Raw genomic sequence first — 26687 nt, 5'->3', positions numbered from 1 at the left:
AGGCCGGCCCGGCTCTCGATCTGCGAAAGTTCGATTCCCAGCAGATGCGCGATGTCGTGCAGGCCTCGCAACGCCAGCGGTCGGCAGCCGCGTTCATCTGCCGGCCCGCAGCCCGGCTTGATAGGCAAGCCTCGCCCATCCCGCCATTTCGTCGGGATCGTCGAGAGCATCATCCGGCGCGGTCCAGTAGGGCATGGCGACCAGGCTTCCATTGCGCCTGTGTGCATATGTCCAGCGCCTCGCTCCGGCCGCCTCGTACGCGCCCGCAACTTCCGCGTCGCCCTTGAGCATCAGTTCTCCGCGCAGCAGCACCGCGACGATGACGCCGTTGTGGTAAACGCCCTTGCCGCCGAACATGCGGCGGATCGATACCGGGCCAAGCCCGGAAAACAACTCCTGGATGCGCTCGTCGTCCATGGGTCGATCATGACGCGCAAGGCCCGTCTTGTCAGCCGGGAAAGAATGCAGTGAGGGACAGTCCCCGTCAGGCCCCTGCCCGCGCTTCCGCCAGCGCCTTCAGATCGGCAGGCTTCAACTCGACCGATTCGCCGCAGCCACAGGCCGACGACTGGTTCGGGTTGGTGAAGGTGAAGCCGGAGCGAAGCTTGGTTACTTCATAGCCCATTTCGGTGCCGAGCAGGAAAAGGCTGGCCTCCGGCGCGACGTAGACATGCGCGCCCTCTTGCTCGACATGGTCATCCTTCGGATCCGGTTCGGTCACCAAATCGACGGTGTATTCCATCCCTGCGCAGCCGCCCTTCTTGATGCCGACACGAATGCCGTTCGCGCCCTCGCGCGCGGCCACGATATCGCGGACGCGGCGGGCCGCCTCATCCGTTATCGATATGACCTGAAATCTGCCCATACCCTTCTCCATTGCACGCCGGTTAAAGGCCGGCGGAATGACGATCATGCGCTAAAGATGGTGAAGATTCGGCTTGCGCGCAACCCGTCGTTCAATACCAGCCGACAGCGACCTGCGCTTCCTCAGACATGCGGTCCGGCGTCCAGGGCGGGTCGAAAACCATCGCGACGTCGACCCCGGAAACGCCCTCGACGGCGCCGACGGCGTTCTCCACCCAGCCCGGCATCTCGCCGGCTACCGGGCAACCTGGAGCCGTCAGCGTCATGTCGATCTTGACGGACCGGTCATCCTCGATATCGATCTTGTAGATCAGGCCAAGTTCGTAGATATCGGCCGGAATTTCCGGATCGTAGACAGTCTTGAGCGCACCGACGATGTCGTCGGTCAGCCGCGCCAGTTCCTCCTGCGGAATCGCCGCGGTGGGCGCGGGGGCCGCTTCCGTGTTCGTCGTCTCGGTCTCTTGCGTCATCTCGTTCATCCGAAGAACGTCCGTGCCTTTTCGAGCGCCTCGGCCAGCGCGTCGACCTCTGCCTTGGTATTATACATACCGAAAGATGCCCGGCATGTGGAGGTTACGCCGAAGCGCTTCAAGAGCGGTTGAGCGCAATGGGTGCCGGCGCGCACCGCCACTCCGGACCGGTCGATGACCATCGAGACGTCGTGAGCGTGGATGCCTTCAAGCTCGAAGGAGATAATCGACCCCTTGTCGGGTGCGTTGCCGAAAATGCGCAGAGAATTGATCCCGCGCAGCCGTTCGTTGGCGTAATCGCGCAGTTCGCCTTCGTAGGCGGCGATCTTGTCGCGCCCGATCCCGTCAACATAGTCGAGCGCCGCACCAAGCCCGATCGCCTGCACGATGGGCGGCGTGCCGGCCTCGAAGCGGTGCGGCGGATGATTGTAGGTGACGCCCTCGATGGAAACATCCTCGATCATCTCGCCGCCGCCCTGGAAAGGCCGCGTCTCTTCCAGGGCGTCCATGCGCCCGTAAAGAACGCCGATCCCGGACGGTCCGTAGAGCTTGTGGCCCGTGAAGACATAGAAGTCGCAGCCAAGTTCCCGGACATCGACGGGCAGGTGGACGGCGGCCTGACTGCCGTCGACCAGCACCTTGATGCCGCGTTCATGCGCGATGCGGCAAATCTCCCGGATCGGCGAGATCGTGCCGAGTACGTTGGACATGTGGGTGATGGCCACCAGCTTGGTGCGCTCGGTCAGGCACTTCTCGAACTCATCGAGATGCAGCACGCCCTCGTCATCGACCGGAATCCAGACGAGCCTGGCGCCCTGGCGCTCGCGGATGAAATGCCACGGCACGATGTTGGAGTGGTGCTCCATGACGGAGAGTACAATCTCGTCGCCCTCGCCGATGTGCGGCATGCCCCAGCCATAGGCGATGGTATTGATCGCCTCGGTGGCGTTCTTGGTGAAAACGATCTCGTCGACGCTGGCGGCATTGATGAACCGCCTGACCGTCTCCCGTGACTTCTCGTAGGCGTCGGTGGCTGCGTTGGAGAGAAAGTGCAGGCCGCGGTGCACGTTGGCGTATTCATTGCCATAGGCCTGTGCGACGGCATTGAGGACGGCCCGCGGCTTCTGGGCCGAGGCGCCGTTGTCGAGATAAACAAGCGGCTTGCCATAGACTTCACGCGCCAGGATGGGGAAGTCGCGGCGGATCGCCTCGACGTCGTAGGACGCGGTTTCGACTTTCTGGTCCACCTTGCTGCCTTTCATCCCGGGAACTGACGCTCCCTCACCTGCCGCGCCGTAGCACGGCCGGCAAACTCATCCGTGCGTGTCGAACCAGGCGTTGAGCCTGGCTTCCAGTGCCTCCACGATCGCCTCATCGTCGAGTTCCTCGATCACCTCGGCCACGAACGCCCTGACCAGCAGCCCGCGCGCGGTCTTTTCATCGATACCGCGTGCCATGAGGTAAAAGAGGTGCCCGTGATCGATCTCCGTCACCGTAGCGCCGTGGCCGCAAGCAACGTCATCGGCGAAAATCTCCAACTCCGGCTTGGCAGAGAACTCGCCCTCATCGGTCAGGAGCAGCGTGTTGCAGGCCATTTTCGCATCGGTCTTCTGCGCCTCGCGCGCGACGCGGATCTGGCCCTGGAAGACGCCCTTTGCCTTGCCCGTCACAACGTTGCGGATCACCTCGGTCGAAACGGTGCCGGGCGCGGTGTGGTCGAGCACCATGGTAACGTCCGTATGGGCATCGCCCGACAGCAGGTTCACCCCGCGCAACTGGAAGTCTGCCCCTTCCCCGGCCACCACAACACGCACCTCCTGGCGCACCAGCCTGCCACCCGCGTTCATCACGAACAGCGTCAGCCTGGCATTCCGGCCGAGCTCGATGTTGGTCTGGCCAAAATGCGCGACATCTTCGGCCTGGTCCTGGAGGATAATCCAGGTGAGGTCGGCCTCATCCTCGACCGTGATATGGCTCACCGCCGAAACCAGCGCCTGGCCATCGCCGACCTGGCGTTCGACGATCGTAGCGCGTGCCCCCTTACCGGCGCGCGCGGTGAAGCGCACATGAGCCTGGCCGCCGGCATGGACATTCTGGAATTCGATCGGCTTGTCTGGCCTCGCGTCGGGCTCGATGTCGAGCGCGTATCCGTCGGCGACGAAGGCGGTGTTGAGCGCGCCGATCGTGTCGTAACGATCCGTGCAGCCGAGCAGTGGCGCCAGGCTGCCGTCGGTCAGCCGGCCGGACAGGCGCGAAACCTTGACGCCGTCGACCGTGGGTGACGGCGACGCCACGCCGCCAAGCACGGGCAGCACGACCGAACCCTCGAGCAGCGGCAGGCGCTCTTCGGCCTGCTTCGTCGCATCGTAGGCGGGCACCGCGCCGAGCAGTCGCCGGAGATCGGTGTAATGCCACGCTTCGATCCGGCGGGTCGGCAGGCCGGCCTTCAGCGTTTCCACCGCCTCGTCACGCTTGACGATGACGGCGGGGTCGCCGGGCAGATCCGAGAAGCGCTGACTATAGCTATCGATCAGCGCCTGTTCGGCCGCAGTCAGTTGCGGGGATGCATGAACGTTCATCGCTGTCACCTAGGCGGCCTCGCCGACCAGGCCGGCGTAACCGCTCTTTTCAAGTTCGAGCGCCAGTGACTTGTCGCCCGACTTCACGACACGGCCGCGGGACAGGACGTGCACTGTGTCAGGAACGATATGGTCAAGCAGGCGCTGGTAGTGGGTGATGACGACCATGGCCCGATCGGGCGAGCGCAGCGCGTTGACGCCGTCGGCAACGATCTTCAAAGCGTCGATGTCGAGGCCGGAATCGGTCTCGTCGAGCACGCACAGCCTGGGCTCCAGAAGCATCATCTGCAAGATCTCGGCGCGCTTCTTCTCGCCGCCGGAAAAGCCGACATTGAGCGGCCGCTTCAGCATCGCCATGTCCATGTCGAGCTTGCCAGCGGCGTCCTTCACCTTCTTGAGCAGATCAGGAATCTTGAGTTCGGCCTCGCCGCGGGCGCGGCGCTGCGCGTTGATCGCCACCTTGAGGAACTCCATCGTCGCCACGCCCGGTATCTCCATCGGGTACTGGAAGGCGAGGAAGACACCGCTGGCGGCACGCTCGGCCGGGTCCATCTCAAGGATCGACTCTCCGTTGTAGCGGATATCGCCCTCGGTCACCTCGTAGTCCTCGCGACCCGCGAGGATGTAGGACAGCGTCGATTTGCCCGAACCGTTGGGGCCCATGATCGCGGCGACCTCGCCCGCGGCGACCTTCAGGTCGAGCCCGCGGATGATCTCGGTACCGGTCTCGGCGACGCGGGCGTGAAGGTTCTTGATCTCAAGCATTTTTCTCGTTCCGAAATATGTGTTCGTGCATCGCGCTGAGCGGTGAATGGCGCGCCGCCGTCAGCCGACGCTTCCTTCCAGCGAGATGCCGATCAGCTTCTGCGCCTCGACGGCAAACTCCATCGGCAGTTCCTGGATGACCTCCTTGACGAAGCCGTTGACGATCAGTGCGATTGCCTCCTCCTCCGGGATGCCGCGCTGCATGACGTAGAACAGCTGATCCTCGGAAATCTTCGAGGTGGTGGCCTCGTGCTCCAGCTTGGCGGTGGCGTTCTTGGCCTCGATATAGGGCACAGTGTGGGCGCCGCAGCGATCGCCGATCAGAAGCGAATCGCAATTGGTGAAGTTGCGCGCGTTCACCGCCTTGCGATGCACCGAGACCTGACCGCGATACGTGTTGTTGGAATTGCCGGCCGAGATGCCCTTGGAGATGATGCGCGAGACCGTGTTCTTGCCCAGATGCAGCATCTTGGTGCCGGAATCGATCTGCTGGTGGCCGTTGGAGACCGCGATCGAGTAGAACTCGCCCTGCGAGTTGTCGCCGCGCAGGATGCAGGACGGGTATTTCCACGTGATCGCCGAACCAGTCTCGACCTGGGTCCAGGAAATCTTGGAGTTCCTGCCGCGACAGTCACCACGCTTGGTGACGAAGTTGTAGATGCCGCCCTTGCCGTCCTTGTCGCCCGGATACCAGTTCTGCACGGTCGAATATTTGATCTCGGCGTCGTCGAGCGCGATCAGTTCGACCACGGCGGCGTGCAACTGGTTCTCGTCGCGCTGCGGCGCGGTGCAGCCCTCGAGATAGGAGACGTAGGCGCCCTCCTCGGCAATGATGAGCGTGCGTTCGAACTGGCCGGTGTTCTTCTCGTTGATGCGGAAATAGGTCGACAACTCCATCGGGCACCGGACGCCCTTGGGCACGTAGACGAACGAGCCGTCGGTGAAGACCGCGGTGTTGAGCGTGGCGAAATAGTTGTCGCTCGTCGGCACCACTGAACCGAGGTATTTCTTCACCAGGTCCGGATACTCCCGGATCGCCTCCGAGATCGAGCAGAAGATGACGCCGGCGGCGGCCAGTTCCTTCTTGAAGGTGGTGACCACCGAAACGGAGTCGAACACTGCGTCGACGGCGACCTGGCGCGCGCCATTGCCGTTGCCATTCACGGCATCGAGCTCGGACGGTTCACCCTGCTTGCGTACGCCGGCCAGTATCTCCTGCTCCTTCAGCGGGATGCCGAGCTTTTCGTAGGTTCGCAGCAGTTCCGGGTCGACCTCGTCGAGCGACTTCGGGCCGGCCTGGCTCTTCGGCGCCGCGTAGTAATGAATGTCCTGGAAATCGATCTCGGGGTAGGAAACACGCGCCCATTTCGGCTCGACCATGGTCTGCCAGCGCCGGAAGGCCTCCAGCCGCCATTCGAGCATCCATTCCGGCTCGTCCTTCTTGGCCGAGATCAACCGGATGATGTCTTCGTTCAGTCCCTTGGGGGCCTTGTCGGTCTCGATGAGCGTCTCGAAACCATATTTGTACTGGTCCACGTCGATCTTGCGGACCTGCTCGATCGTTTCCTGCACAGCAGGCATCAGCGTTCTCCATCCTCGCCGGGTTCAAGGCCCGGCAGTCTTCAAACTATGGCACCGCTCGCGGCGTATGCCTCATGTAGTGCGCCGCGACCGGAAATTCATCCGGTTTGCGGACCGATCCGGGTCCGCTCGGCATTTTTCCTGACTTATCCGGAAGAGTTTTCCGGATATCAGGCAGCGCGGTGCTCTTGGCCTGCACCGCGCGCGACGAATTTGCCGAGCGCTGCACTGAACCGGTCGATGTCGGACCGCGTGGTGGCAACCCCGATCGAAACCCTGAGCGCGGTGGCCTCGCTGCCGTGGCCCATGGCCGCAAGCACATGACTGGGGCCAACCCTGCCCGACGAGCAGGCCGACCCCGCCGAGAGCGCAACGCCCGCCAGGTCGAACGCAATCTGCGCCGTCTCGGCCTTGACGCCAGGAAGCGAAAAGAAGCTGGTGTTGGCAAGGCGTAGCGCGCCATCTCCGTAAAAGACGGCTCCGGGCGCGGCCTCTCGTACCGAACGCTCGATCTCGTCACGCAGTACCTCAATGGCCTGAATGTGCCCCAACGCGGCGAGCGCCTCGCGTGCCGCGGCACCAAAGCCGGCGATCGCAGGCACATTCTCGGTGCCGGCCCGATGGCCCTTCTCCTGGCCGCCGCCGCGTACCAGCGGCGCGGGCATCAAGAGCTCCGATGCGCCGACGATTGCGCCGGCTCCCTTCGGTCCGCCGATCTTGTGCGACGAGAGAATCAGGAAATCGGCAGAAATCGCTGAAATATCGAGCGGAACGCGCCCCGCAGCCTGAACCGCGTCGACGACAAAAAGCGCGCCAGCGGCCTTGGCGATGCGGCCAATCTCGGCGACCGGCTGTATGACGCCGGTCTCGTTGTTGGCCATATGTATCGCAAGCAGCGCCGTTCCGTTCCCGGCCTCGCCGGAAAGCGCACGTTCGAGCGCCGCAAGATCCAGCAAGCCGTCGCCGTCGACCGGAAGCACCTCGACATCTTCGGAGGCGAAACGGCCACCCGCGAGCAGGCAAGGATGGTCCGACGCCGCAACCAGCAGCCGCGCGATGCGCAGTGGCGCGCGACCCATGCGCCATTCCGGCGTCAGCAGCGTAGTGGCCGCCTCCGTGGCACCCGACGTGAAAACGACGTGGGCGGCGTCCGCGCCGACAAGAGCGGCAGCCGCAGCGCGAGCATCATCAATCAGGTGACGGGCCGCACGGCCTTCCATGTGCACCGACGAGGCGTTCGCACCGGCGTCCAGTGCGGCGAGCATCGCCTCGCGCGCCGCTCCCAAGAGCGGCGCGGTGGCATTGTAGTCGAGATAGGCGCGTTCGCTGCCCATGCCGTGCCGCCAGACCTGCCTTCCGATTTCCGCCCGCTCCTGCGCAATTTCCTTGAAATCACGTCGCGAGCCGTCCTATTTACCCGCTTTGCCAACCCGGCAGCGACCTGCCGAGTTTGGAACGGTTCTAAACTAGCTTCTATGGAGGCGTCGGCCCCGCGTCAAGGCCGGACCCACGCTAAGGGGTGTACTGCAGCGCCCCCGAAGACGGCAAGTGGAGTATTCATGCCCGAAGTCATTTTCGCCGGACCGGACGGACGTCTGGAAGGTCGCTATCAGCCGTCAAAGGAAAAGAACGCGCCTATCGCGCTTGTGCTTCATCCCCACCCGCAGTTCGGCGGAACGATGAACAACAAGATCGTCTACGACCTGTTCTACATGTTCCAGAAGCGCGGCTTCACGACGCTGCGTTTCAACTTTCGCGGTATCGGGCGCAGCCAAGGTCAGTTCGACCATGGCACGGGAGAACTTTCGGACGCGGCCGCAGCGCTCGACTGGGTTCAGTCGCTGCATCCGGATTCCAAAAACTGCTGGATTGCCGGCTATTCCTTCGGTGCCTGGATCGGCATGCAGTTGCTCATGCGCCGCCCGGAGATCGAAGGCTTTATCTCGATCGCACCGCAGCCAAACATCTATGACTTCTCCTTTCTGGCCCCCTGCCCGTCCTCAGGTCTCATCATCCATGGCGATTCCGACAAGGTCGCACCGCCAAAGGACGTGCAAACGCTGGTCGACAAGCTGCATACGCAGAAGGGCATCACCATCACCCAAAAGACGCTCGAAGGCGCAAATCACTTCTTCACCAACCATGCCGACGAATTGATAGCCGACTGCTCCGACTATCTGGATCGACGTCTCAACGGTGAGTTGGCCGAGGCGCGCCCGAAACGCTTGAGGTGAAGCCAGGCGGAAATAATCAGGCCGGACGCGCGACGAACTGGCGTACGCGGAGCCGGTAGCTACCAGCCTGCCGCAACGGCCAAAAAAGGCGAAACGTCGGTTTGCTGACGGGGAACCCGGACGCTCCGGTGGTGAACATAAAGCCCATACGGGACATCAGCACGGCGCCAAGAATGGCAAAGCCGATCCCAAATCCGTAGCCGGCGATAACATCTGCCGGGTAGTGCGCTGACACGAAGATGCGTGTCGAGGCGACCCAGGCACCGAATATCAAGATGGGCCAGCGGAACCGCGGAAAAAGCAGCATCAGCAGCGCGGCTGCGCCGCCTAGCACGGTGGCGTGGCCGGACGGAAAACCGCGAAAGAGAGAATCGAGCGTGAACGGCTCGAAATGGTAGGTACCGAGCTCATCGAACAAGGTGGGCCGCGCCCGGCCGATCATCAGTTTCAGGAGGTTGGCTGCCAGCCCCGACAGGGCGGTGCACCAAAGCACGAAGAAGGCAAGGCTCGTCCACGAATAGAAGGCCATGAGCCAACGCCTCGACAGCGACCGCCAATCTGTCAGATTGGCGACGATCAGAAACGCCAGTGCCGGGACGATGTACCACGTCCCCTTGCCCGCATCGGTGAAGGTAATCGCCCGCAACGCGAGCCAGATCGGCCAGTTGTGGACGAAATCGCCAACCAGCGGGTCGAGCAGTACGAGCCCTGCGACCACACACGCGAGATAGACGGCGAGCCAACCTTTCCAGGAAAACGACACGGGGCGCGGTCGAGGCTTCACAATGCGTGCCCGGATCGTGCGCCACGTCTCCACGGCGTTGCGGTAGGGTCTCACAGACCGCAAACGCCACTCATGCGCCACCTGCGCCGGATCGCGGACAGTCATTGGCCGTACAAGTCCCCGAACCCCTATTCTCCAACCGTCAATAGCGCCATCTGATGACAGAAATCACAACGGCAAATGGCGGATGGGCGAAAGTTTTATGCCAACCGAGTTTCCTACTACATCAACGAAGCGTCTTGTAAAGCCGCAGTGAAAGGCGGTTCCCGTTCGAATAGTTGATGCCCACGATCGGCTCGGTGGCCTCCGTCGAGATGCCAAAAGACGCCATGAACGCCGAAAATTCGCCCGCAGCGTCCTCCGGCACGAGTACGATGGCGCAGGCCGGATCCGCCGCGAGATGCGCGGCCGCCCCGTTGACGTCGGTCAGCTTCGTTTTTGTACCCATCATGAAGACCAAGCTCGGCTCGTGGAACCTTACCGCTGCCAGAACCGAGTCCTCGCAGGGCCTGGCTGCCACAAACGCCTCCTCGATTCGCGGCGACAGCCACATGGTGGTCATCGAGGGAAGCACGAAGGAGAATATCAGAGCGAATGACAGCCATGCCACCGCACAAGCGGCAGCCATCCGCCGCAGCGACAGCACAAGTTTGGTCGGGAACGCCAGTCCTCCGGCCAGGAGCGCGCAAAGCGCCGCTGCGATGCCGACCACCGAGACGTTTCCCACAAAACTGGCAGGCAGCACGATCGCGGCCGTGGCGATGCCGACGGTGACCACTATCTGCCCGAATGCGGCCAGCCGCCAGAGCCAGACCTGCCACAGCCTGAGCGGCGTTGCCGCTTCGCCATCAGGACGCGTCATCGCCCAGCCGAGCAGCAGGAAAAGGGCCGGGTAGGCGGGGATCATATAGTTGGGCAGCTTGGTCGGTATCAACTCGAAGAAGAGCCAGAACGTCACATACCAGCAAAGCAGGAACAACAGCCGCGTATCGGCTCTGGCCAAGTTCCAGGCCCGCAGGCCAGCACCCAGGACCAGAAGGCCAAAGGGCCACAGATAGAGGCTGTACGTCGCCACGTAGAAGCCGGGCGGCAGGCCATGCGATTCCTGGCCGCCGACGACCTTTCCGAACAGATCCTTGCCGAGCGATTCTTGCCAGAAAGCCGCGCCACTCTTCCAGGTAATGAGGGCAAGCCATGGGAGCACGATGAGCGCCGCGAGTGCGAGGCCGCGCAGCGGTCGCAGATGTCTGAGCCAGCGCCAGTCGCGCTTGAAGGCGAACAGGGCAAGGACCGTAAGCGCGCTGGCAAGCGGCGTGATGGGGCCCTTGATCAGGATGCCGCATCCTTGCGCAATCCAGAAAATCCACGGCAGATAGCCAACCGGCCTGCCCCGCTCAACGGCAAGATGGATTCTCGCCAGCGCCCCTTGGGCGACGACTGTGAAGGCCAGCAACACGGCATCGGTCTTGGCAATGCGGCCTTCAAAGGCGATGGCGAAAGTCGCCGCGAGCCCGAGGCCCGCGATGAAACCGGCACGGGCGCCGAAAAGGCCTGCACCGGCCCAGCACGTCGCCAATACGGCGGAGGCGATAGCCAGGACGGAGACGAGCCTGTAGACCCAGATCGGCGCCTCTGCGCCATAGCCGCTCAGTTGGATCGCGGCGGCATGCAGCCAGTAGACCCCGACCGGCTTCTTGTAGCGCTTCTCTTCCTGGAAACTGATGTCGACATAGTCGCCGGACTCGACCATCTGCTTCGATGCCTGCACGAAGCGGGCCTCGTCCCTGTCGACAGCCGGAAAGCGCGAGATGCCAGGTGCAACCGCAAGCAGGCAAAGCAGGAACAGGATCACATAGCGCATCAATCGATCCGGTGTCGCGAACGCGATTCGACGGGTTGGCCGTTGCCGTTGATCACGCTTCCAGGCGTTCCTTGCCGATCAGCCACAGATTGCGGATGTAGATGAACAGCCCGAGCCCCTGCCCGGCAATGAACACCGGATCCTGACGGTGGATGGCATAGATGAAAAGAAGGCTGCCGCCGCCGAGAGAGAAGAACCAGAACGCAACCGGCACAACACTGCGTTTCGCCCTTTCGGAAGCGATCCATTGGACGACGAAACGCATGGTGAAGAAGCCCTGCGCACAGAAGCCGAGCAGCACCCAGGCGTCGAACTGTTCAATGAATACGGCGTGTAGCCAGTTTGTCAGATCGTGCATGTCGTCACCGGTAGCGGATTTCCTCGACTTTCGGCATCCGGCGCCTGCGGCGGCGAAGCCAGCGTACGCCGGCAAGGTCAACCGCCCCCTGCAACCCGCGATCCAGAATGCCGTAATTGGAGCGCCCATGCCGGCGCGGTCGGTCGACCACGTCGCGATGCAGGATCTTGAACCCTTCCTGGATCACCAGCGCGGGGATAAAGCGATGCGTTCCGTCAAAGAAGGGCAGCCTGCGCAGGATGTCCGTGTGAACCGCCTTCAGTCCGCAACCCGTGTCGCGTGTGTCATCGCCAAGCAGGGCGCGGCGCAAACCGTTCGCAAAACGTGAAGCCATGCGCTTTGCAAGGCCGTCGCGGCGTCCCACCCGCTGCCCTTGCACCATGCCATACTCAGGCCCGGCCTGACGCAGCGCGTCGATCAGTTCGGGCAGGTAGCGCGGATCGTTCTGCCCGTCGCCATCAAGCGTGGCAACCATTGCGCCGCGCGCGGCCCAGGCCCCCGAGCGCAACGCCAAGCTCTGGCCGGCCGTGCGCTCATGCCGCAGATGACGGATCGGATAACCACGTCGAGCGGCCTCCTCGGCAAGCACTTCAGCCGTTGCATCGCTCGAAGCGTCATCGACAACGATCACCTCGAAGCTGCGCCCGGTCATGGCAGCGCCGATCTCCTCGAACAGCAGCGGAATATTTTGCGCCTCGTTCCGGCACGGGATCACGATGGATATCATGAAATGTGTCTTGTCGTTGCCAGGCATGTCGGCGCATTCGTGACGCCGCGAGAAAGCGGCAACGGTCTACCGGTCTCGAATAAACCACACCGACCAGTTGTGAAAGCGCCGTCGGTGCGGCTTCAGACAAAGTCATGCGGCAACGCCGAAGAGGATTGGCCGCGCGGCGGCGAAACTATGACCCCTCCCGTGACGGGCCTGTGACAGCCGGTGGTGGTCGGGAACGTGACCGGCAGACCGGCCAGCGATCTGACCGCGAGGTAGGCCCATGCTTCGGCTTCCATGGCGTCGCCATCGAGCCCCACATCTTCCGCCAGCGCGACCGCACTCCCCATCGCGTCCGCACCACGTCGCAGATCGGCAACGATATGAGGATTCTTGCGGCCGCCACCGCAGATAATCCAGCATTTTGGCAGTTCGGGCATCTGTTCGGCCGCCTTGAGGATCGCCTCCGCTGAGACATTGGCGAGGGTACGCGCTCCATCCGCAAGTTCGAGGCCTTCGGCAGGCTCGAGCGTAAAGTCGCCGCGATCCAGCGATTTGGGGCCTTTCCTGGCGAAGAACGGGTTTTCCAGGTAGCGCGCCACGACGGACGCTACCACCCCTCCCTCCGACGCGATCATGCCGTCGGCGTCGAACGGAATCCCGCCCTGCCCTGCAACCCATTGGTCGATAAGGGCATTGCCGGGACCGCTGTCAAAGGCGACCGGGTCGCCTCGGGCAGGAACCCAGGTGATGTTCGAGATGCCGCCGACGTTGACGAAGCAGATCGGGAACTGGCTGGCACCGGCATCCACCAGGGCGTGCGCGAGGGCTGTGTGATAGGCCGGCACAAGGGGTGCGCCCTGGCCACCGTGGCGCATGTCGTTGGCTCTGAGGTCGAAGACAACGGCAAGACCGGTCTCCCGCGCAAGAAGGGGCCCGTCGCCAAGTTGCACGGTGAGCGACTTTTTCGGTCGATGCAGCACGGTCTGGCCGTGGAAGCCGACCAGTTCGACGCGACCCGCCCAGCGGGGATGTTCGGCGCGGAACCTTGCCACCGCGTCCGCATGGCGTAGCGTGATCTCGCGCTCCAAATCGCCGAGGTCGCCGGGGCGCTGCTCGCGATGCTCGATTCCTTTTGCGGTGTCGAGTGCGGATTCGATTCGGCGCCTGAAAGCCGCCTCGTAAGGAACGAAGAACGCCGGGCCGCGACGGACGACCATATCGCCGTCGGTATCGAGCAAGGCGAGATCGATGCCATCCATCGACGTTCCGCTCATCAGCCCGATGGCGCATTTGACGCTCATGTCTCTCGGTCCAGCTTGTGATTCCCGGCAGGCGGATGCTAAAGGCCCGCGATCACAATTGCCACGTCGCCCGTTGGTGCCGCCGGTATTCCAGGAACCAGAAGAATGTCCGCCTTCAAGTCCGATTTCCTGCGCGTCCTGTCCGAGCGCGGTTTCATCCAACAGATTTCCGATGAATCTGGCCTTGATGAGCTGTTCATAACGGAAACCGTGACCGCCTATATCGGCTTTGACGCGACGGCAAAAAGCCTGCATGCCGGGTCGCTGATCCAGATCATGATGCTTCACTGGATGCAGCAGACCGGCCACCGGCCGATAGCTTTGATGGGCGGCGGCACTTCGATGATCGGCGACCCGTCCTTCAAGGACGAGGCGCGCAAGTTGCTGACCCCGGAGGGCATCGAGGAAAACCTCGCCGGCATACGCCGCAATTTCGAACCCTACCTTTCCTTCGGCGAGGGGCCGAAGGATGCGCTGATGGTCAACAATGCCGACTGGCTGATGGGCATCAACTATGTCGAGTTCCTGCGCGACGTCGGCCGGCATTTTTCGGTCAACCGGATGCTGTCCTTCGATTCCGTGAAGCTGAGGCTCGATCGCGAGCAGTCGCTCTCCTTCCTCGAATTCAACTACATGATCCTGCAGGCTTACGACTTCGTGGAGCTCAACCGGCGCTATGGCTGCCGCATGCAGATGGGCGGCTCCGACCAGTGGGGCAACATTGTCAACGGCATCGACCTAGGCCACCGGATGGGAGCGCCGCAACTTTACGCGCTGACCTCGCCGCTGCTGACCACGTCGTCCGGCGCCAAAATGGGTAAAACCGCGGCCGGTGCTGTCTGGCTCGACGCGGACATGATGAGCCCGTGGGATTTCTGGCAATACTGGCGCAACACCGAGGACGCCGATGTCGGCCGCTTTCTGAGGCTTTACACGGTCCTGCCATTGGACGAGATCAGCCGCCTCGCGGCACTGGGTGGCGCGGAGATCAACGATGCCAAGAAGGTGCTCGCCACCGAAGTGACGGCGATGCTGCACGGGCGAGCGGCCGCCGAGGAAGCCGAAGAGACTGCTCGCAAGACCTTTGAAGAAGGGGCGCTGTCCGAAAATCTACCGACGATCGAGGTCGCCGGCTCGGAGCTGGGCGACGGTATCGGCCTGCTCGCGCTGATGGCGCGGGCCGGGCTTGCAGGTTCGAACAGCGAAGCCCGACGCCATGTCAAGGGTGGCGCGGTCAGGATCAACGATACGGTCGTGAGCGACGAGCGCCGGATCGTCGGGGAATCAGACCTAGCCGGCGGCGTGGTCAAGCTTTCGCTCGGCAGGAAAAAGCACGTGCTGGTGCGGCCTGCCTGAACGCAGGCACGGCTGGAACGATTGCCGCGCCTCATGCCGGCCTAGCGGAATTCGAAGATCGAGCGGAAGATGCCGGGCGCGATCACCGAGATCGGATTCACCTGAAGCTGTGGCTCGCTGGCGTCACCGGAAAGCCGGAAGGTGATGCCGATCAGCCCGCGGTCACGCCCATTGCCGAGAATCTGGCCAACAAGCGGTATCTCGCCGAAAATACGATTGAGCCCATAGGCCGGCATGAAGGTGCCAGTCATGGCGATGTTGCCCTTCTTGTCGTAGAGCGTGCCGCGGAACGTGGCCCCGATAACCGGGCCGCGCAGGATGCCGCGATCGACAGAAAGGTAGCCGTCGCCCTTTTCCACCGTCGCATAACCTCGCTGGAACTGGGCTTTCGACGCGTCAATGTCGGCGCGAACCGCCTCGTTCAAGCTGCGGCCATCGCCGTTCGGTGGCGCGGTGGCGACGATCGAACGCAGCTTCGGCTCGTCGACGATCCAGAAGTCGCGGGCATCGATCTGACCGCGCAACGGACCATTGCCGCTGCCTGCGAGCGTCAGGTCGATAGTGCCACCTTGCATATATTCATAGATATCAAGGAAACGCAGGATTGAGCCGGCGTCCGACGACCGCATGCCGACGGTCCGGGAACCGCCCTCGCCGCCCTTGGTTATGGTGACCTTGCGGCCACCCGAGGTGGTCGCATCGAGAGTCATGGTGCCGACATCGGTGCCGGTGCTGGCAAAGTCGAGATCGACGCCGGTCAGCGTCTCGCCGCCAAAACCGCCCAGTCGCGCCACGTTGGCGCTTACCGATACCGGAATCGCTTCGACCGTCTTTTCGGCCTGCTCCGTGTTGGACAGGTACAGTTTGACGATCGATCGCGCATCGAGGCTCGCACCCTCGACGGTGATGTCGAAACGGCCTTTCCGTTGGCGGACAACCACTGAAATATCGTCGCCGCGGTTGAGCGCGACTCTTGGGAAGCGAGCGTCGGTGAGTGTTCCGCCGGCAAGTGTCACGTCACCCTCGATCGCGAAACTCTTGCCCTCGAGCCTGAAATCCGCAAGGCGGGTCATCTCGCCGTCCTGCACCAACCGGAAACGCGCGGTAGCCGGAATGCCGGGCCCCTTGTTCCAACCGACCCAAGGGAAAGTGAGCCTGGCGTCCGTCAAATCGGCCACCATGCGCTGGGCGCCTTCCTCGGTTCCAGTTGCCGCGAGTTTGACCTCTCCGGAAAGCATGTCGTTAAGCGCCGGGGCGATCTTCTGGCGCGCAGCGTCGTCCAGCAACAGCGTCACGTCCCGCGCGCGTCCGAGGGCACCAGAAGCCAATGGCTCGGTCATCTCTATGGTGGCCGGGATACCGTTGAGCCTCGCTGTAGCACTAATTTCAGCCTTGTCCGGATCGACCACGATCGTGCCTTCGGCCTCGCTGACCTCCTGGCCATCCAGCGGCCTGGCGAGGGCGAGCCCCGTGTAGGCAAGCGAGACCTTCCAGTCGAGGTCGTCGACCGGGATGTCGTCCTGGAGCGGAATGTCCGCAGAAACGTGACCACTGACCTCGCCGGTGAAATCGGTCGGCACGAAACGCAGGTGCCGCATCGCGTCGATCGGCTTGTAGGACGCCAACTCGACAATCGCCGGTGCGTCGCCGGCGACATCGATCTCCATGGCACCGATGAGCGGACCGTTGCCGGAATTGTCGATATGCAAAGTGCCGTTGCTGGCTGCGACCGCGCGGCCGGTCGGCATATAGACAGTGCCGGCGGCCAGGGTGACGTCAACGTCGTTGCCGCGGAAAGCCACCGCTCCAAAAGCGTCACGGACGGGAGGCAATTCACCGGTAATGTCGAACCGCGTGTCCTCGACCTCGAAGCGACCATGCACCTCCTCCGCCGAGAGCGGCACGCCGTTGCCGAGGCGGCCTGGTGGGACCCTGAAGCGGACCCGGCTGTTCATCAGCGTGCCGCCGAACATATTGCCCAGCACCCACGAACGCGCCCCGGGGGCGACAATCGTCGGCCATATCTGCTTGGCGTGCGCGACCGGCATTGACGGGATGTCAACGGCCAGCGCGATAGAGGGCGCACCTTCGTCGGGGAAGCCAATCGACCCACGCCCGATCACCTCTCCTCGACTTGTGCGTATGCCGATCTCGGAAAACGCCAGCAGTCGCGCATCGGGAACAAAACGCCCGGCCAGCCTGGCGAGTACCGAAACGCTCGGCTCTTCTACATCCGACACTGCCAGCCGCGAGCCGTCGCTGTTGAATTCGTACCGGTAGGCCGGGACACCAGAGCCCATTCCCTTGGGGGCTGGCCCGACCGCACCGTGGAAGGCAAACCGCGAGCGGCCAGAGCTAAACGAAATCTTCTCGAACTCGACCTTGCCGCTGCCGCCTACGAGCGATGCCCGGACGGTCGCCGGCCCGTCGACAAGCGCGACGCCGGCTGCGGACAAAGTCAGCGCGCTGCTGTTGAGTAACAGGCTGATCCGGTCGGGCGAGCCAACCGATGCCCGCTGCCCCTCAACAACCATCGTCCCGTTCCCGCCGACGGCGAACACGTCCGATGCAGTGTCTGTGTTCAGGGCGCCGAAGTCGAAGTCCGTTTCGAACCGAAAGGACAAGCCGGGTCTGGGTCCGAGGCTCCTGCTTGCCTGACCGGTCACCGACAGTTTGTTCGAGAGAAGCGCCAGATCCGCGCGCATGGAGACCTGATCGTGCGCTGCGCCGCGGATCTCGGCTTCCTCGATCCGCAACGGCATCTGGCCGCTTCCCTCGCCGCCAAGTTCGAAGACGACGTCGGACAGAATGATCGATTGAGTCGAACGCGCCTCGTAGGCGCTCAACGCTGCGTCGACAGCATCAAAGGCGGCGGAGACAACCCGGTCCGGATCGATCATGCCGTCGGCGTTCCTGAGAATGGCCATTGGGTCCCGGTCGCCCTGTCCCGGCAGAAGATCGGGGGCGATCCGGGCGTCCGCGATCTCGAGGCTCTTGATCGCAATACGACCGGACAAGAGGGCAGTGATTTCGACCCCAAATCGCAGAACGCCGACGCGGGCAACCTCGGCCCCACTCGCCTCGGCCACCAGTCTCGCATCGGGAATCTCGAGTGAAACCAGTCCCACGCCCCCGAGCGAAAACCGCGCCCTGCCCGACTGCACAGCTACCGGAGACCCGACCGCTGCGCTGATAGCCGAACTCGCTTCGACGCGCAGCCGATCCGTGCCGAAACCCAGATAACCGGCCAGGTTGAGCGCGCCTACCAGGACCGCGACCAGCCCCGCCATCGCGACAACGCCAACAACCACCCATTTCGGGAACAGGCGGCGCCTGGGCCGATCACCGCCCGCCGGCCCGGACGCAGAGGGCAACGTGTCCAAGGAGCGGATCTCGCCGCGCCGAAACGGAACCCATTCGTGGTGTTCGACGTCCTTGTTCAACTGGTCGTGCGCCCGCGTGCTGGAGCCATGGACGAATCCATCGTTTGCATTATATGGCCTTCGGCAACCCGGTCACTGCAAGAAGAGGATGACTCATGTCCCTACCCGATATTGGCGAGATGGCGCCCGACTTCGAACTGCCGCGCGATGGCGGCGGCATGCTCAAGCTATCGGACCTGCGCGGCGGCCCGGTCGTGCTCTTCTTCTATCCAAAGGACGATACGAGCGGTTGCACGACGGAAGCCAAGGATTTTTCCGCTTTGCTACCGGAATTCAGCAAGGCCGGCGCTGCCATCGTCGGAATGTCGCCGGATAGCGCAAAAAGTCATGACAAATTCAAGGCAAAGCACGAGTTGGCCGTCACCCTCGTTGCCGATGAGGAGAAGTCGGTGCTCGAAGCGTACGGCGTCTGGACCGAAAAGAGCATGTACGGGCGCAAGTTCATGGGCGTCGAACGCACCACCCTGCTGATCGACCGCGAGGGCCGCATCGCGAGAGTCTGGCGCAAGGTCAAGGTCGCCAATCACGCGGCGCAGGTGCTTGACGCGGTCAAGGCCCTTTGATCACTCCGCGTGCCAGCAACGAAGGTGAATACGACCACCGCCCCGCCAGCCTGCGCGGCGGCTGCGTGGATGCGAGTTCAACTTCTGATCTGGACGCCAAGGTGGCCATCGTCCGGGCGGTCTACAAGCGCTGGTCGACTCGCTCGATTTCGCTGATGACCCCGGCGGACGCCTCGCCTCCGGATCGACCGGGTCGCCCCGAAAAGCCCGAACTGGTCGATCCACGCAAAGTCGCCAAGCGATCGTTGCACACCGAGCGAGGGCGGATCGCCTTGATTCATGCGCTTGCCCACATCGAGCTCAACGCCATCGACCTGGCGCTCGACATCGTGGCACGCTTTGCAAGCGAGCGTCCGCCGGCCACTTTCTTCGACGGCTGGATGCAGGTGGCGTTCGAGGAGGCCAAACACTTCTCGCTGCTGCGCGATCGACTTCGACAACTCGGCGCCGACTATGGCGATCTTCCAGCGCATGGCGGGCTCTGGGAAGCTGCCCACCAAACCCGCAACGATCTTCACGCGCGACTGGCGGTGGTACCGCTAATCCTAGAGGCGCGCGGCCTCGACGTCACTCCGTCGCTCATTGAGAAGATGCTGGAGACCGGCGACAGCGACACGGCCGCTATCCTCGACGTCATCTACAATGACGAAAAGAAGCACGTGGCCATCGGCGCCAAATGGTTCCGCTTCTACTGCGCGCGTGCGCGGATTGATCCGGCGGCGCGTTTCCGCGAACTGGTCAGGAGCAACTTCCGCGGTGAGTTGAAACCGCCTTTCAATGATCGCGCGCGAGCCGAGGCCGGGCTCACTCCCCTCTTTTACCGTTCCCTGCCGGCAGCCTCGCGATAGCACCTAAGCGCCGCCGGAAAAGCTTTGTTAACCCTAATAATGTGTACTCGCCGGCAGAGTTGAAGCCAAAGCGGACACGTATCAGTGACAGAGCCCCGTTCGTCCCCCGTCTTCGGCAAGCGTACCGAGCCGCACACGGTGATCATCGCCCACGGCGACGAGATCCGGCATTTCACGATCAGGCCCTGGGTCGCCGCCCTTGCCGGATCGGTAGTGGCGGCCTTTGCCATCGGATACCTGCTGGCAACGTCCTATCTTGTGCTGCGCGACGATCTGATAGGCGCAACCGTGGCTCGGCAAGCGCGTTTGCAGCAGGCTTACGAGGACCGCATTTCGGCGCTGCGCGCGCAGGTTGACCGCATCACAAGCCGCCAGTTGCTCGATCAGCAACTGATGGAAAGCAAGGTGGCCGAGTTGCTCGGACGCCAAGCCGAACTGGCCGAACGCGACGGCAGGCTGCGTCCCCTGCTGGAGCGCGCCTCCGGTCTTCCGGAGACGGCCCCACGGCCGGAGGAGCGGCCTGATCTTCGCGCCGAGATTCCAGCGCTGAACAGTTTTGCCGCCGACGGGACTGGACATGCGGCCGTCGCAGCCCTGTCGCGCTTCGCCGCATCGGATGGCAAACGAGCTCGCGACTTCGGCGCCTTCCGGGCCACCGGTTCCGCAGCCGACCAGGCGGACCGGTTGTTTGTGCAGATCAACAAGTCTCTGAGGCTGATCGAAAACCGACAGATATCGCAACTTCGCAGTCTGACGGAAAACGCCTACCAGACCGCCGATTCGATCGCAGAGGTGATCAAGTCGGCTGGTTTGACCATCGACGCGGACTACGGCACCAAGGATATCGGCGGACCTTTGGTGACCGCTGAGGACCCCCGGGCCTTCGAAACGGAAGTGCTGGAACTCGACGAAGCGCTCACCGCCCTGGACGCCGTCAAGGCCGCGGCCAATCGCCTCCCGGTCGCCAACCCGGTTCCTGGCCGACCGGTTTCGAGCGGTTTCGGCATGCGACGCGATCCGCTGCTCGGTCGTCCTGCCCACCACAGCGGCATGGATTTCCGGGCTCGCTCGGGTTCGCCGGTCCGTTCCGCCGGCGCCGGCGTCGTGATCAAGGCGGGCTGGAACGGCGGTTATGGCCGCATGGTCGAAATCGACCACGGTAAGGGCTTGACGACCCGCTATGCCCATTTGAGTCGGATCAGCGTCAGCGAGGGCCAGCACATCGCAAGCGGCACCGTGATCGGCAAGGTTGGCAGTTCCGGCCGCTCGACCGGCCCGCATCTGCACTACGAGGTGCGTCGCAACGGCAGCGCTATCAATCCGGTCCGCCTGCTCAAGGCCGGCAAGAAGCTCCTGCGCTTCCTATAGCCGCGCGCCGCCGCGAAGTAACGGCCAGCTACTCGATGTCGGGGACTTCGGCCGCCTCGCCGCCATGCACACGTTGCGACAGTGAGGCCTTCATGAAACCGTCGAGATCGCCAGACAGCACGTCTTGCGGACTGGTGTTCTCGACACCGGTACGCAGGTCCTTCACCAACTGGTAGGGCTGCAACACGTAGGAGCGTATCTGGTGGCCCCAGCCGATGTCGGTCTTGGAGGCTTCGGTCGCACTGGCCGCCTCCTCGCGCTTCTTCAACTCTTCCTCGTACAGACGGGCGCGCAGCATGTCCCAAGCCTTGGCCCGGTTCTTGTGCTGGGAGCGTTCCGCCTGGCACTGCACGACAATGCCTGACGGTATATGGGTGATGCGCACGGCCGAGTCCGTCGTGTTGATGTGCTGACCGCCGGCTCCCGAAGCGCGGTAGGTGTCGATACGAACGTCGGACTCGGCGACCTCGATCTCAATCGAATCGTCGATCACCGGGTAGACCCATACGCTGGCAAAGGAGGTGTGGCGGCGCGCATTGCTGTCGTAGGGCGATATCCGCACCAGCCGATGGACCCCGGACTCCGTCTTGAGCCAGCCATAGGCGTTGTGGCCCTTGACCAAGATCGTCGCCGACTTGATCCCGGCCTCCTCGCCGTCGTGGACCTCGAGCACCTCGACCTTGAAGCGCCGGCGCTCGGCCCAGCGGGTGTACATGCGCAGGAGCATCTCGGCCCAGTCTTGGCTTTCGGTACCGCCGGCACCGGCATGTACCTCGACATAGGCATCGTTGGCGTCCGCCTCGCCCGACAGAAGCGTATCGATCTGGCGGTCCGCCAGTTCGGATTTCAGCGCGCGGATCGATGCCTCGGCCTCGGCCACGACGTCATTATCGCCTTCCTCCTCGCCAAGTTCTATCAACGCGATGCCGTCATCGAGGTTCGCGTTCATGCGATTTATGGCAGTGATGGAATCTTCCAGCGTCTGACGCTCGCGCATCAGTTCCTGGGCTTGCTGGGGATCATTCCACAGGTCGCCGTCTTCCGCGCGCGCGTTGAGATAGTCCAGACGCTTCAGAGCCTGATCCCAGTCAAAGATGCCTCCTCAGCAGGCTTATGGCCTGCTTGATCTCGTCGACAAGTGACTGGGTTTCAGCACGCATGGCAGTTCACCTGCTCTTCGGGTTGAAGCTCGGATTCGCGGCGGACCATATTGAGCTGCCCCGAGCCTGTAAAGGCCGTGGCGGCACGCTCGCAAGCGACAGATCAGGTCAGTAGAGGCCGCCGCCGCCGGAGGAGATGGCGCGGCTTGCCGAGGGCGAAATGGCGGCGGCTTCCGGCACGCCGAAATCGCCGCCGATGATCGAATAGGTGTCGGCGGGGCCGGTGCCGGGCTTGAACGCCTCCATGATCACGCCGCCACCGCCTTCGGCCGCACGCATACCGGTCTTGCGGTTGATGGCGATTACCTTCATGCCCTCCGGTGTCTGGAAATCGACCGGGCGCATGTCCTTGAGGGCTGCGGCCATGAATTCCTTGAAGATCGGCGCGGCAAGCCCGCCGCCCGTCGATCCCTTGCCCATCGGCTTCGGCTGGTCATATCCCATGAAGACGCCAACAACGATGTCGGGCGTGAAACCGACAAACCAGGCGTCCTTTTCGTCATTGGTCGTCCCGGTCTTGCCGGCGATCGGACGGCCGAGTTCCGAAAGGGTGACCGCGGTGCCCCGCTGGACCACACCCTGCATCATCGAGGTGATCTGGTAAGCGGTCATCGGATCGAGAACCTGCTCGGAATCGTCGACAAGTTCCGGCTCCGCCTGGCCACGCCACTCGTCGGCATTACAGCCCTCGCAGCGGCGGTCGTCATGCTTGTACACGGTCTCGCCGTAGCGGTCCTGGATACGGTCAATCAGCGTCGGCTGGATCTGGCGGCCGCCATTGGCGAAGACCGAGTAAGCCGACACCATGCGCATGACCGTCGTTTCGCCCGAGCCGAGCGACATGGCGATGTGTGGCGCCATCTTGTCGTAGACGCCGAACCGCTCGGCATACTCGGCGACCAGTGGCATCCCCATGTCGTTGGCGAGACGGACGGTCATCAGGTTTCGCGAACGCTCGATGCCGGCGCGCAACGTGGAAGGCCCTGCGGACTTGCCGCCGTAGTTCTTCGGGGACCAGACCTCGTTGCCGATCGTTATAGTAATCGGTGCATCGAGAACGACCGACGCCGGCGTGTAGCCATTGTCGAGTGCGGCCGCGTAGACGAACGGCTTGAACGAAGAACCGGGCTGCCGGTAGGCCTGTGTCGCGCGGTTGAATTCGGATTCCGAGAAGGAAAACCCGCCGGCCATCGCCAGCACGCGGCCGGTATGCGGGTCCATGGCGACCAGAGCTCCACCGATTTCCGGTACCTGGCGCAGGGTCCAGCCGCCACTGTCCTCTTCCGTCGCTTCGACCTTCTCGACAAAGACCACGTCGCCGGGCGAGACGACATCGGCTGGCGTGTCCGCCTTCAGCCGCTTGCCGTCGACGACGTGACGCATGGCCCATTTCATATTGTCGAGCGGTACAGTGACACGTTCGCGATCCGGTCCCACGTCACCGGACACTTCGCGCGCCGGCTTCAGTCCGACCTCCAGCCCGTTCTCGCTGGCCGACAGCACCACCGCGACTTTCCATTCCGGCACATCGTTGAGGCTTTCGACCTCGGCCAGCGGAATTCCCCAATCGCCGGAAGCGTCGATCCTGGTCACCGGGCCACGGTATCCGCGCAGGGTGTCGTAGCGTATCAGCCCGTGCTGCAGCGCCTTGCGCGCCAGAACCTGAAGCTTCGGGTCAAGGGTCGTGCGCACCGACAGGCCACCCTCGTAAAGGGCATTCTGGCCGTAGCGGTCGATAATCTCGCGCCGCACCTCCTCGGTGAAATACTCGCCTGCGAAAAGGTAAGTGCCGCCGCGCCGCGGGGTGACGTTGAGGCCGGAGGCCTTGGCCTTTTCCCCTTCCGATTGCGAGACGTAGCCGTTCTCGATCATCTGGTCGATGACCCAATTGCGACGCTCGATCGCACGCTCCGTGTGCTTGAAAGGATGGTAGTTTGACGGGCCTTTCGGCAGGGCGGCCAGATAGGCGGCGTCGGCGACGGTCAATTCGTTGACCGACTTGTCGAAATAGGTCAGCGCAGCACCGGCGACGCCGTATGCGCCAAGGCCGAAGAAAATCTCGTTGAGGTAGAGTTCGAAGATGCGATCCTTGGAGTAGGCCTGCTCGATGCGGAAAGCCAGGATCATCTCGCGGATCTTGCGGTCATAGGTCTGGCGTGAGGACAAAAGGAAGTTCTTGGCGACCTGCTGCGTGATCGTTGACGCGCCCACCGGCCGGCGACCGCTGCCCATGTTCTGGAGGTTGGTGATGATCGCACGGGTCAGGCCGACAACGTCGATCCCGGGATGGGTGTAGAAGTTCTTGTCCTCGGCCGACAGAAACGCCGCCTTGACCCGATCCGGCACCGCCTGAATCGGCAGGTACAGCCGGCGTTCGCGCGCGAATTCTCCCATAAGCGAGCCATCCGCCGCGTGGACGCGGGTCGTTACCGGCGGCTCATATTTCGCCAGCACTTCGTAGTCGGGCAGATCCTTGGTCAGATCGCTGATATAGACGGCAATGCCCGCCGCCACGAGAAGGGCGAGCATGATGCCGACGCCGAAGAAATACCCGATAAGACGTATCATCCCTGCTCCAGTCCGCAGATGTCCCCTGTCAGGACCGCCAAATCACCCCCGCCAAGCGCGAATTGTCGAGGTGAGATAACCTCTTTTGCCCCTCGCTTGTGGGCAAAATGCGGCGAAAATCGTCCGCATGCCCGGACCCCCATCATCCGCGCAGCTTGCCGGTCGCGGCTGCAAACCCGCCGACCGCCTCGACAATGCTGGTCACCGCTTTCTTGCGCCAATCTCCGTCGAGCATCAGGGCTTCATCCTCGGGATTGGACAAATAGCCGAGTTCAACGAGCACCGAAGGCACATCCGGCGCCCGGAGTACGCGGAATCCGGCAGAACGGTGAGGATTCTTGATCAATTCGATGGTCTCGGAAAACTCCGACACGAGCGAACGCGCAAAGCTCACCGAAAACCCGTGGGTCTCGCGCCGCACGAGGTCGGCGAGGATCCCGGCCACCTCGCGATTCTCCTCGGCAACTTCGACGCCGGCGAGCGAATCCGACTCGTTCTCGCGCTCGGCGGCCGCGCGAGCAACCTCATCGGAAGCCTTCTCGGAGATCGTGTAGACAGTTGCACCGCGGATCGATCGGTAGCGGATCGTGTCGGCATGGACCGAGATGAACAGATCTGCTTCATGCTGCCTGGCGATTCTGACCCGTTCGTCGAGACGCAGGAAGACGTCCTCGTCGCGGGTCATGATCACTTCGTAGCCGCCCTTAGCCTCCAGCGCCTTGCGCAATTCGCGGGCAAAAGACAGCGTCAGCTCTTTCTCGACCGTTCCGTTGGCGCCCTCGGCGCCGCCATCGATGCCGCCGTGGCCAGGATCGATGACCACTGTGAAGGGTCCACCCTCCTCCACTCGCTGCGTCGCGGCGAGCCTGTCACGTTTATCCCCGGCAATGGTCGTCGAGCCGGTGATCTGGGCCTGGTCGGCGAGCGCTTCTTCGAACTGGCGTTCCGACCCGGAGACAAGGTCGAGCACCATGCGATAACCCGGCGATGTCTCATTCTCCAGCAGAGCGAGCTTTTCCACAACGAACGGGCCATCGCTCGCCAAGATGACCCGGGAATGCCCCTCTCCCAACTTGCCGTAGCGAACTTTCGTGATCAGGCCACGCGGATCCAGCGCATCCGAATCAAAACCGAAGACGGTATCGGGAAGGTCGAGCACGAGGCGATGCGGCCCCCTCAGCAGGAACCATTTCAGCGGCGGCTCGCGGTCGAACTCGATTACCACGCGCATGCGATTGGCGTCGCCGGCCATTCGATAGGAGTGGGCGCGAAGGGCCGCTTCCTCGCCTTCGGGCGCCGCCAACACGGGATCGCTGACACCGATCAGCATCAGAAACGGCAAGACCACCAGGAAACAAGCCGCAAGCCTCTGAAACAACTGCGTTAATTGGCCTTTTCGTCGGCAATGCGCGTTTTTCTGCATCCAGTTCGGCTGCCTGCGATGTGTCGTCGGGAATCAAGAAGTTAACGGATCGTATAATGCGATGGTTAACCGAGCCTTGCGGCGCATGCAGTCTACCGGGCACCGTTTTGCCGGCATCGGAATCGGGGTTGCCATCGACGCAGTCAAATCATAAAAGCGTCGCAGGGTCACTTCAATGCCCGAAACGCGTCCTGCCGCACCTTCGACAGAGGTGAAGCGACGTAGCGCGACGGCCAGAGATTCGGCGCGCCGGTGGCCCGACAGAATTTCGTCAAGGCATCCCTGACAACGGAACGCCTTTGCGTAAGAAAACGGCCGGTCCTCAAAGCTCCGCGCCGGCTCTTCATGAGCAAAAAGCTGGTCCGGCGATGCCGGGCTTCGTCTGTAACGGTTCCAAAGGCTTTGTAATGGCCATCTGCGCCCCGAGGTCAAATGCCGGATTGTCC

22 protein-coding genes are annotated in these 26687 nt (G+C 63.0%); 5 read left to right on the top strand and 17 right to left on the bottom strand.

Annotation, left to right across the window (positions count from 1 at the left end; translation table 11 throughout):
* Positions 1 to 93 precede the first annotated feature (93 nt).
* The 8 genes from FQ775_RS04485 to FQ775_RS04450 form a co-directional block, all read right to left on the bottom strand.
* On the bottom strand, positions 94 to 417 hold the full coding sequence (locus tag FQ775_RS04485; protein WP_146299445.1) for a TfoX/Sxy family protein: 324 nt from the start codon (positions 415 to 417) through the stop codon (positions 94 to 96).
* A gap of 67 nt (positions 418 to 484) precedes the next feature.
* Complete coding sequence (gene sufA / locus FQ775_RS04480; protein WP_146301916.1) at positions 485 to 865, bottom strand: Fe-S cluster assembly scaffold SufA; 381 nt, start codon at positions 863 to 865, stop codon at positions 485 to 487.
* Between the two features lie 91 nt (positions 866 to 956).
* Entirely contained in the window at positions 957 to 1334 is a 378-nt protein-coding gene (locus tag FQ775_RS04475) for an SUF system Fe-S cluster assembly protein (protein WP_146299446.1), read from the bottom strand.
* A gap of 5 nt (positions 1335 to 1339) precedes the next feature.
* Positions 1340 to 2596, bottom strand: a complete 1257-nt coding sequence (locus FQ775_RS04470; protein WP_432420046.1) for a cysteine desulfurase — start codon at positions 2594 to 2596, stop codon at positions 1340 to 1342.
* 51 nt (positions 2597 to 2647) lie between these two features.
* Complete coding sequence (sufD, locus tag FQ775_RS04465) at positions 2648 to 3913, bottom strand: Fe-S cluster assembly protein SufD (RefSeq protein WP_146299447.1); 1266 nt, start codon at positions 3911 to 3913, stop codon at positions 2648 to 2650.
* 9 nt (positions 3914 to 3922) lie between these two features.
* On the bottom strand, positions 3923 to 4678 hold the full coding sequence (gene sufC / locus FQ775_RS04460) for a Fe-S cluster assembly ATPase SufC (RefSeq protein WP_146299448.1): 756 nt from the start codon (positions 4676 to 4678) through the stop codon (positions 3923 to 3925).
* 60 nt (positions 4679 to 4738) lie between these two features.
* Positions 4739 to 6259 (bottom strand): Fe-S cluster assembly protein SufB, encoded by a 1521-nt coding sequence (gene sufB, locus FQ775_RS04455; RefSeq protein WP_146299449.1) that lies wholly within the window; start codon positions 6257 to 6259, stop codon positions 4739 to 4741.
* Between the two features lie 170 nt (positions 6260 to 6429).
* Positions 6430 to 7593 (bottom strand): cysteine desulfurase family protein, encoded by a 1164-nt coding sequence (locus tag FQ775_RS04450; protein ID WP_146299450.1) that lies wholly within the window; start codon positions 7591 to 7593, stop codon positions 6430 to 6432.
* Between the two features lie 225 nt (positions 7594 to 7818).
* Between FQ775_RS04450 and FQ775_RS04445 the strand changes: the two genes are divergently transcribed.
* Positions 7819 to 8493, top strand: a complete 675-nt coding sequence (locus tag FQ775_RS04445; protein ID WP_146301918.1) for an alpha/beta hydrolase — start codon at positions 7819 to 7821, stop codon at positions 8491 to 8493.
* 16 nt (positions 8494 to 8509) lie between these two features.
* On the opposite strand, the gene FQ775_RS04440 is transcribed toward FQ775_RS04445, so the two are convergent.
* The 5 genes from FQ775_RS04440 to FQ775_RS04420 form a co-directional block, all read right to left on the bottom strand.
* Entirely contained in the window at positions 8510 to 9382 is an 873-nt protein-coding gene (locus tag FQ775_RS04440) for a phosphatase PAP2 family protein (protein ID WP_146299451.1), read from the bottom strand.
* Between the two features lie 121 nt (positions 9383 to 9503).
* Positions 9504 to 11138: an ArnT family glycosyltransferase gene (locus FQ775_RS04435; RefSeq protein WP_146299452.1), complete on the bottom strand. Its 1635-nt coding sequence runs from the start codon at positions 11136 to 11138 to the stop codon at positions 9504 to 9506.
* Positions 11139 to 11190: 52 nt separating this feature from the next.
* Positions 11191 to 11496: a lipid-A-disaccharide synthase N-terminal domain-containing protein gene (locus FQ775_RS04430; RefSeq protein WP_146299453.1), complete on the bottom strand. Its 306-nt coding sequence runs from the start codon at positions 11494 to 11496 to the stop codon at positions 11191 to 11193.
* Between the two features lie 4 nt (positions 11497 to 11500).
* Complete coding sequence (locus FQ775_RS04425; RefSeq protein WP_246730265.1) at positions 11501 to 12250, bottom strand: glycosyltransferase family 2 protein; 750 nt, start codon at positions 12248 to 12250, stop codon at positions 11501 to 11503.
* A gap of 95 nt (positions 12251 to 12345) precedes the next feature.
* Positions 12346 to 13512: an anhydro-N-acetylmuramic acid kinase gene (locus FQ775_RS04420; protein ID WP_146299454.1), complete on the bottom strand. Its 1167-nt coding sequence runs from the start codon at positions 13510 to 13512 to the stop codon at positions 12346 to 12348.
* 105 nt (positions 13513 to 13617) lie between these two features.
* On the opposite strand from FQ775_RS04420, the gene tyrS reads away from it, so the two are divergent.
* Positions 13618 to 14868 carry a tyrosine--tRNA ligase gene (tyrS, locus tag FQ775_RS04415; RefSeq protein ID WP_146299455.1) on the top strand — a complete coding sequence of 417 codons (1251 nt, stop codon included), beginning with the start codon at positions 13618 to 13620 and terminating at the stop codon, positions 14866 to 14868.
* A gap of 41 nt (positions 14869 to 14909) precedes the next feature.
* Here tyrS and FQ775_RS04410 read toward each other — a convergent pair whose 3' ends face one another.
* Positions 14910 to 18158 carry a DUF3971 domain-containing protein gene (locus FQ775_RS04410; protein WP_146299456.1) on the bottom strand — a complete coding sequence of 1083 codons (3249 nt, stop codon included), beginning with the start codon at positions 18156 to 18158 and terminating at the stop codon, positions 14910 to 14912.
* 248 nt (positions 18159 to 18406) lie between these two features.
* On the opposite strand from FQ775_RS04410, the gene FQ775_RS04405 reads away from it, so the two are divergent.
* From FQ775_RS04405 to FQ775_RS04395, 3 genes are all read left to right on the top strand, one after another.
* Complete coding sequence (locus tag FQ775_RS04405) at positions 18407 to 18874, top strand: peroxiredoxin (protein WP_146299457.1); 468 nt, start codon at positions 18407 to 18409, stop codon at positions 18872 to 18874.
* Entirely contained in the window at positions 18874 to 19722 is an 849-nt protein-coding gene (locus FQ775_RS04400) for a ferritin-like domain-containing protein (RefSeq protein ID WP_146301920.1), read from the top strand. Before FQ775_RS04405 ends, FQ775_RS04400 begins: the two co-directional genes overlap by 1 nt.
* A gap of 84 nt (positions 19723 to 19806) precedes the next feature.
* Positions 19807 to 21090, top strand: a complete 1284-nt coding sequence (locus FQ775_RS04395) for a M23 family metallopeptidase (protein WP_146299458.1) — start codon at positions 19807 to 19809, stop codon at positions 21088 to 21090.
* A gap of 28 nt (positions 21091 to 21118) precedes the next feature.
* On the opposite strand, the gene prfB is transcribed toward FQ775_RS04395, so the two are convergent.
* The 3 genes from prfB to FQ775_RS04380 all read right to left on the bottom strand — a co-directional run bounded on the left by prfB (position 21119) and on the right by FQ775_RS04380 (position 26241).
* Positions 21119 to 22250, bottom strand: a protein-coding gene (gene prfB, locus FQ775_RS04390; RefSeq protein ID WP_432420045.1) for a peptide chain release factor 2 whose coding sequence is annotated in 2 segments (ribosomal slippage) — positions 21119 to 22183 and positions 22185 to 22250 — 1131 coding nt in all. Because the reading frame shifts where the segments join, the coding sequence is not laid out codon by codon here.
* A 108-nt stretch (positions 22251 to 22358) separates the two neighbouring features.
* A complete protein-coding gene (locus FQ775_RS04385) occupies positions 22359 to 24818 on the bottom strand; it encodes a penicillin-binding protein 1A (RefSeq protein WP_146299460.1) in 2460 nt (819 codons plus the stop codon).
* 142 nt (positions 24819 to 24960) lie between these two features.
* Positions 24961 to 26241 carry an N-acetylmuramoyl-L-alanine amidase gene (locus tag FQ775_RS04380; RefSeq protein WP_432420044.1) on the bottom strand — a complete coding sequence of 427 codons (1281 nt, stop codon included), beginning with the start codon at positions 26239 to 26241 and terminating at the stop codon, positions 24961 to 24963.
* Positions 26242 to 26687 lie beyond the last annotated feature (446 nt).

Source organism: Nitratireductor mangrovi (genome assembly GCF_007922615.2).
Classification (GTDB): domain Bacteria; phylum Pseudomonadota; class Alphaproteobacteria; order Rhizobiales; family Rhizobiaceae; genus Mangrovimarina; species Mangrovimarina mangrovi.
The sequence above is the reverse complement of the archived record's forward strand: the minus strand, read 5'-3'. Positions and strand labels throughout refer to the sequence as shown.

Coding starts and splice junctions, on each gene's coding strand:
- FQ775_RS04420 (WP_146299454.1), bottom strand. CDS start 13,512: ATGAGCGTCAAATGCGCCATCGGGCTGATGAGCGGAACGTCGATGGAT.
- FQ775_RS04485 (WP_146299445.1), bottom strand. CDS start 417: ATGGACGACGAGCGCATCCAGGAGTTGTTTTCCGGGCTTGGCCCGGTA.
- FQ775_RS04445 (WP_146301918.1), top strand. CDS start 7,819: ATGCCCGAAGTCATTTTCGCCGGACCGGACGGACGTCTGGAAGGTCGC.
- FQ775_RS04405 (WP_146299457.1), top strand. CDS start 18,407: ATGTCCCTACCCGATATTGGCGAGATGGCGCCCGACTTCGAACTGCCG.
- FQ775_RS04475 (WP_146299446.1), bottom strand. CDS start 1,334: ATGACGCAAGAGACCGAGACGACGAACACGGAAGCGGCCCCCGCGCCC.
- FQ775_RS04430 (WP_146299453.1), bottom strand. CDS start 11,496: ATGCACGATCTGACAAACTGGCTACACGCCGTATTCATTGAACAGTTC.
- sufB (WP_146299449.1), bottom strand. CDS start 6,259: ATGCCTGCTGTGCAGGAAACGATCGAGCAGGTCCGCAAGATCGACGTG.
- FQ775_RS04385 (WP_146299460.1), bottom strand. CDS start 24,818: ATGATACGTCTTATCGGGTATTTCTTCGGCGTCGGCATCATGCTCGCC.
- sufA (WP_146301916.1), bottom strand. CDS start 865: ATGGGCAGATTTCAGGTCATATCGATAACGGATGAGGCGGCCCGCCGC.
- sufC (WP_146299448.1), bottom strand. CDS start 4,678: ATGCTTGAGATCAAGAACCTTCACGCCCGCGTCGCCGAGACCGGTACC.
- FQ775_RS04470 (WP_432420046.1), bottom strand. CDS start 2,596: ATGAAAGGCAGCAAGGTGGACCAGAAAGTCGAAACCGCGTCCTACGAC.
- FQ775_RS04440 (WP_146299451.1), bottom strand. CDS start 9,382: ATGACTGTCCGCGATCCGGCGCAGGTGGCGCATGAGTGGCGTTTGCGG.
- FQ775_RS04435 (WP_146299452.1), bottom strand. CDS start 11,138: ATGCGCTATGTGATCCTGTTCCTGCTTTGCCTGCTTGCGGTTGCACCT.
- FQ775_RS04450 (WP_146299450.1), bottom strand. CDS start 7,593: ATGGGCAGCGAACGCGCCTATCTCGACTACAATGCCACCGCGCCGCTC.
- FQ775_RS04410 (WP_146299456.1), bottom strand. CDS start 18,158: ATGGCGGGGCTGGTCGCGGTCCTGGTAGGCGCGCTCAACCTGGCCGGT.
- sufD (WP_146299447.1), bottom strand. CDS start 3,913: ATGAACGTTCATGCATCCCCGCAACTGACTGCGGCCGAACAGGCGCTG.
- FQ775_RS04425 (WP_246730265.1), bottom strand. CDS start 12,250: ATGCCTGGCAACGACAAGACACATTTCATGATATCCATCGTGATCCCG.
- tyrS (WP_146299455.1), top strand. CDS start 13,618: ATGTCCGCCTTCAAGTCCGATTTCCTGCGCGTCCTGTCCGAGCGCGGT.
- FQ775_RS04380 (WP_432420044.1), bottom strand. CDS start 26,241: ATGCAGAAAAACGCGCATTGCCGACGAAAAGGCCAATTAACGCAGTTG.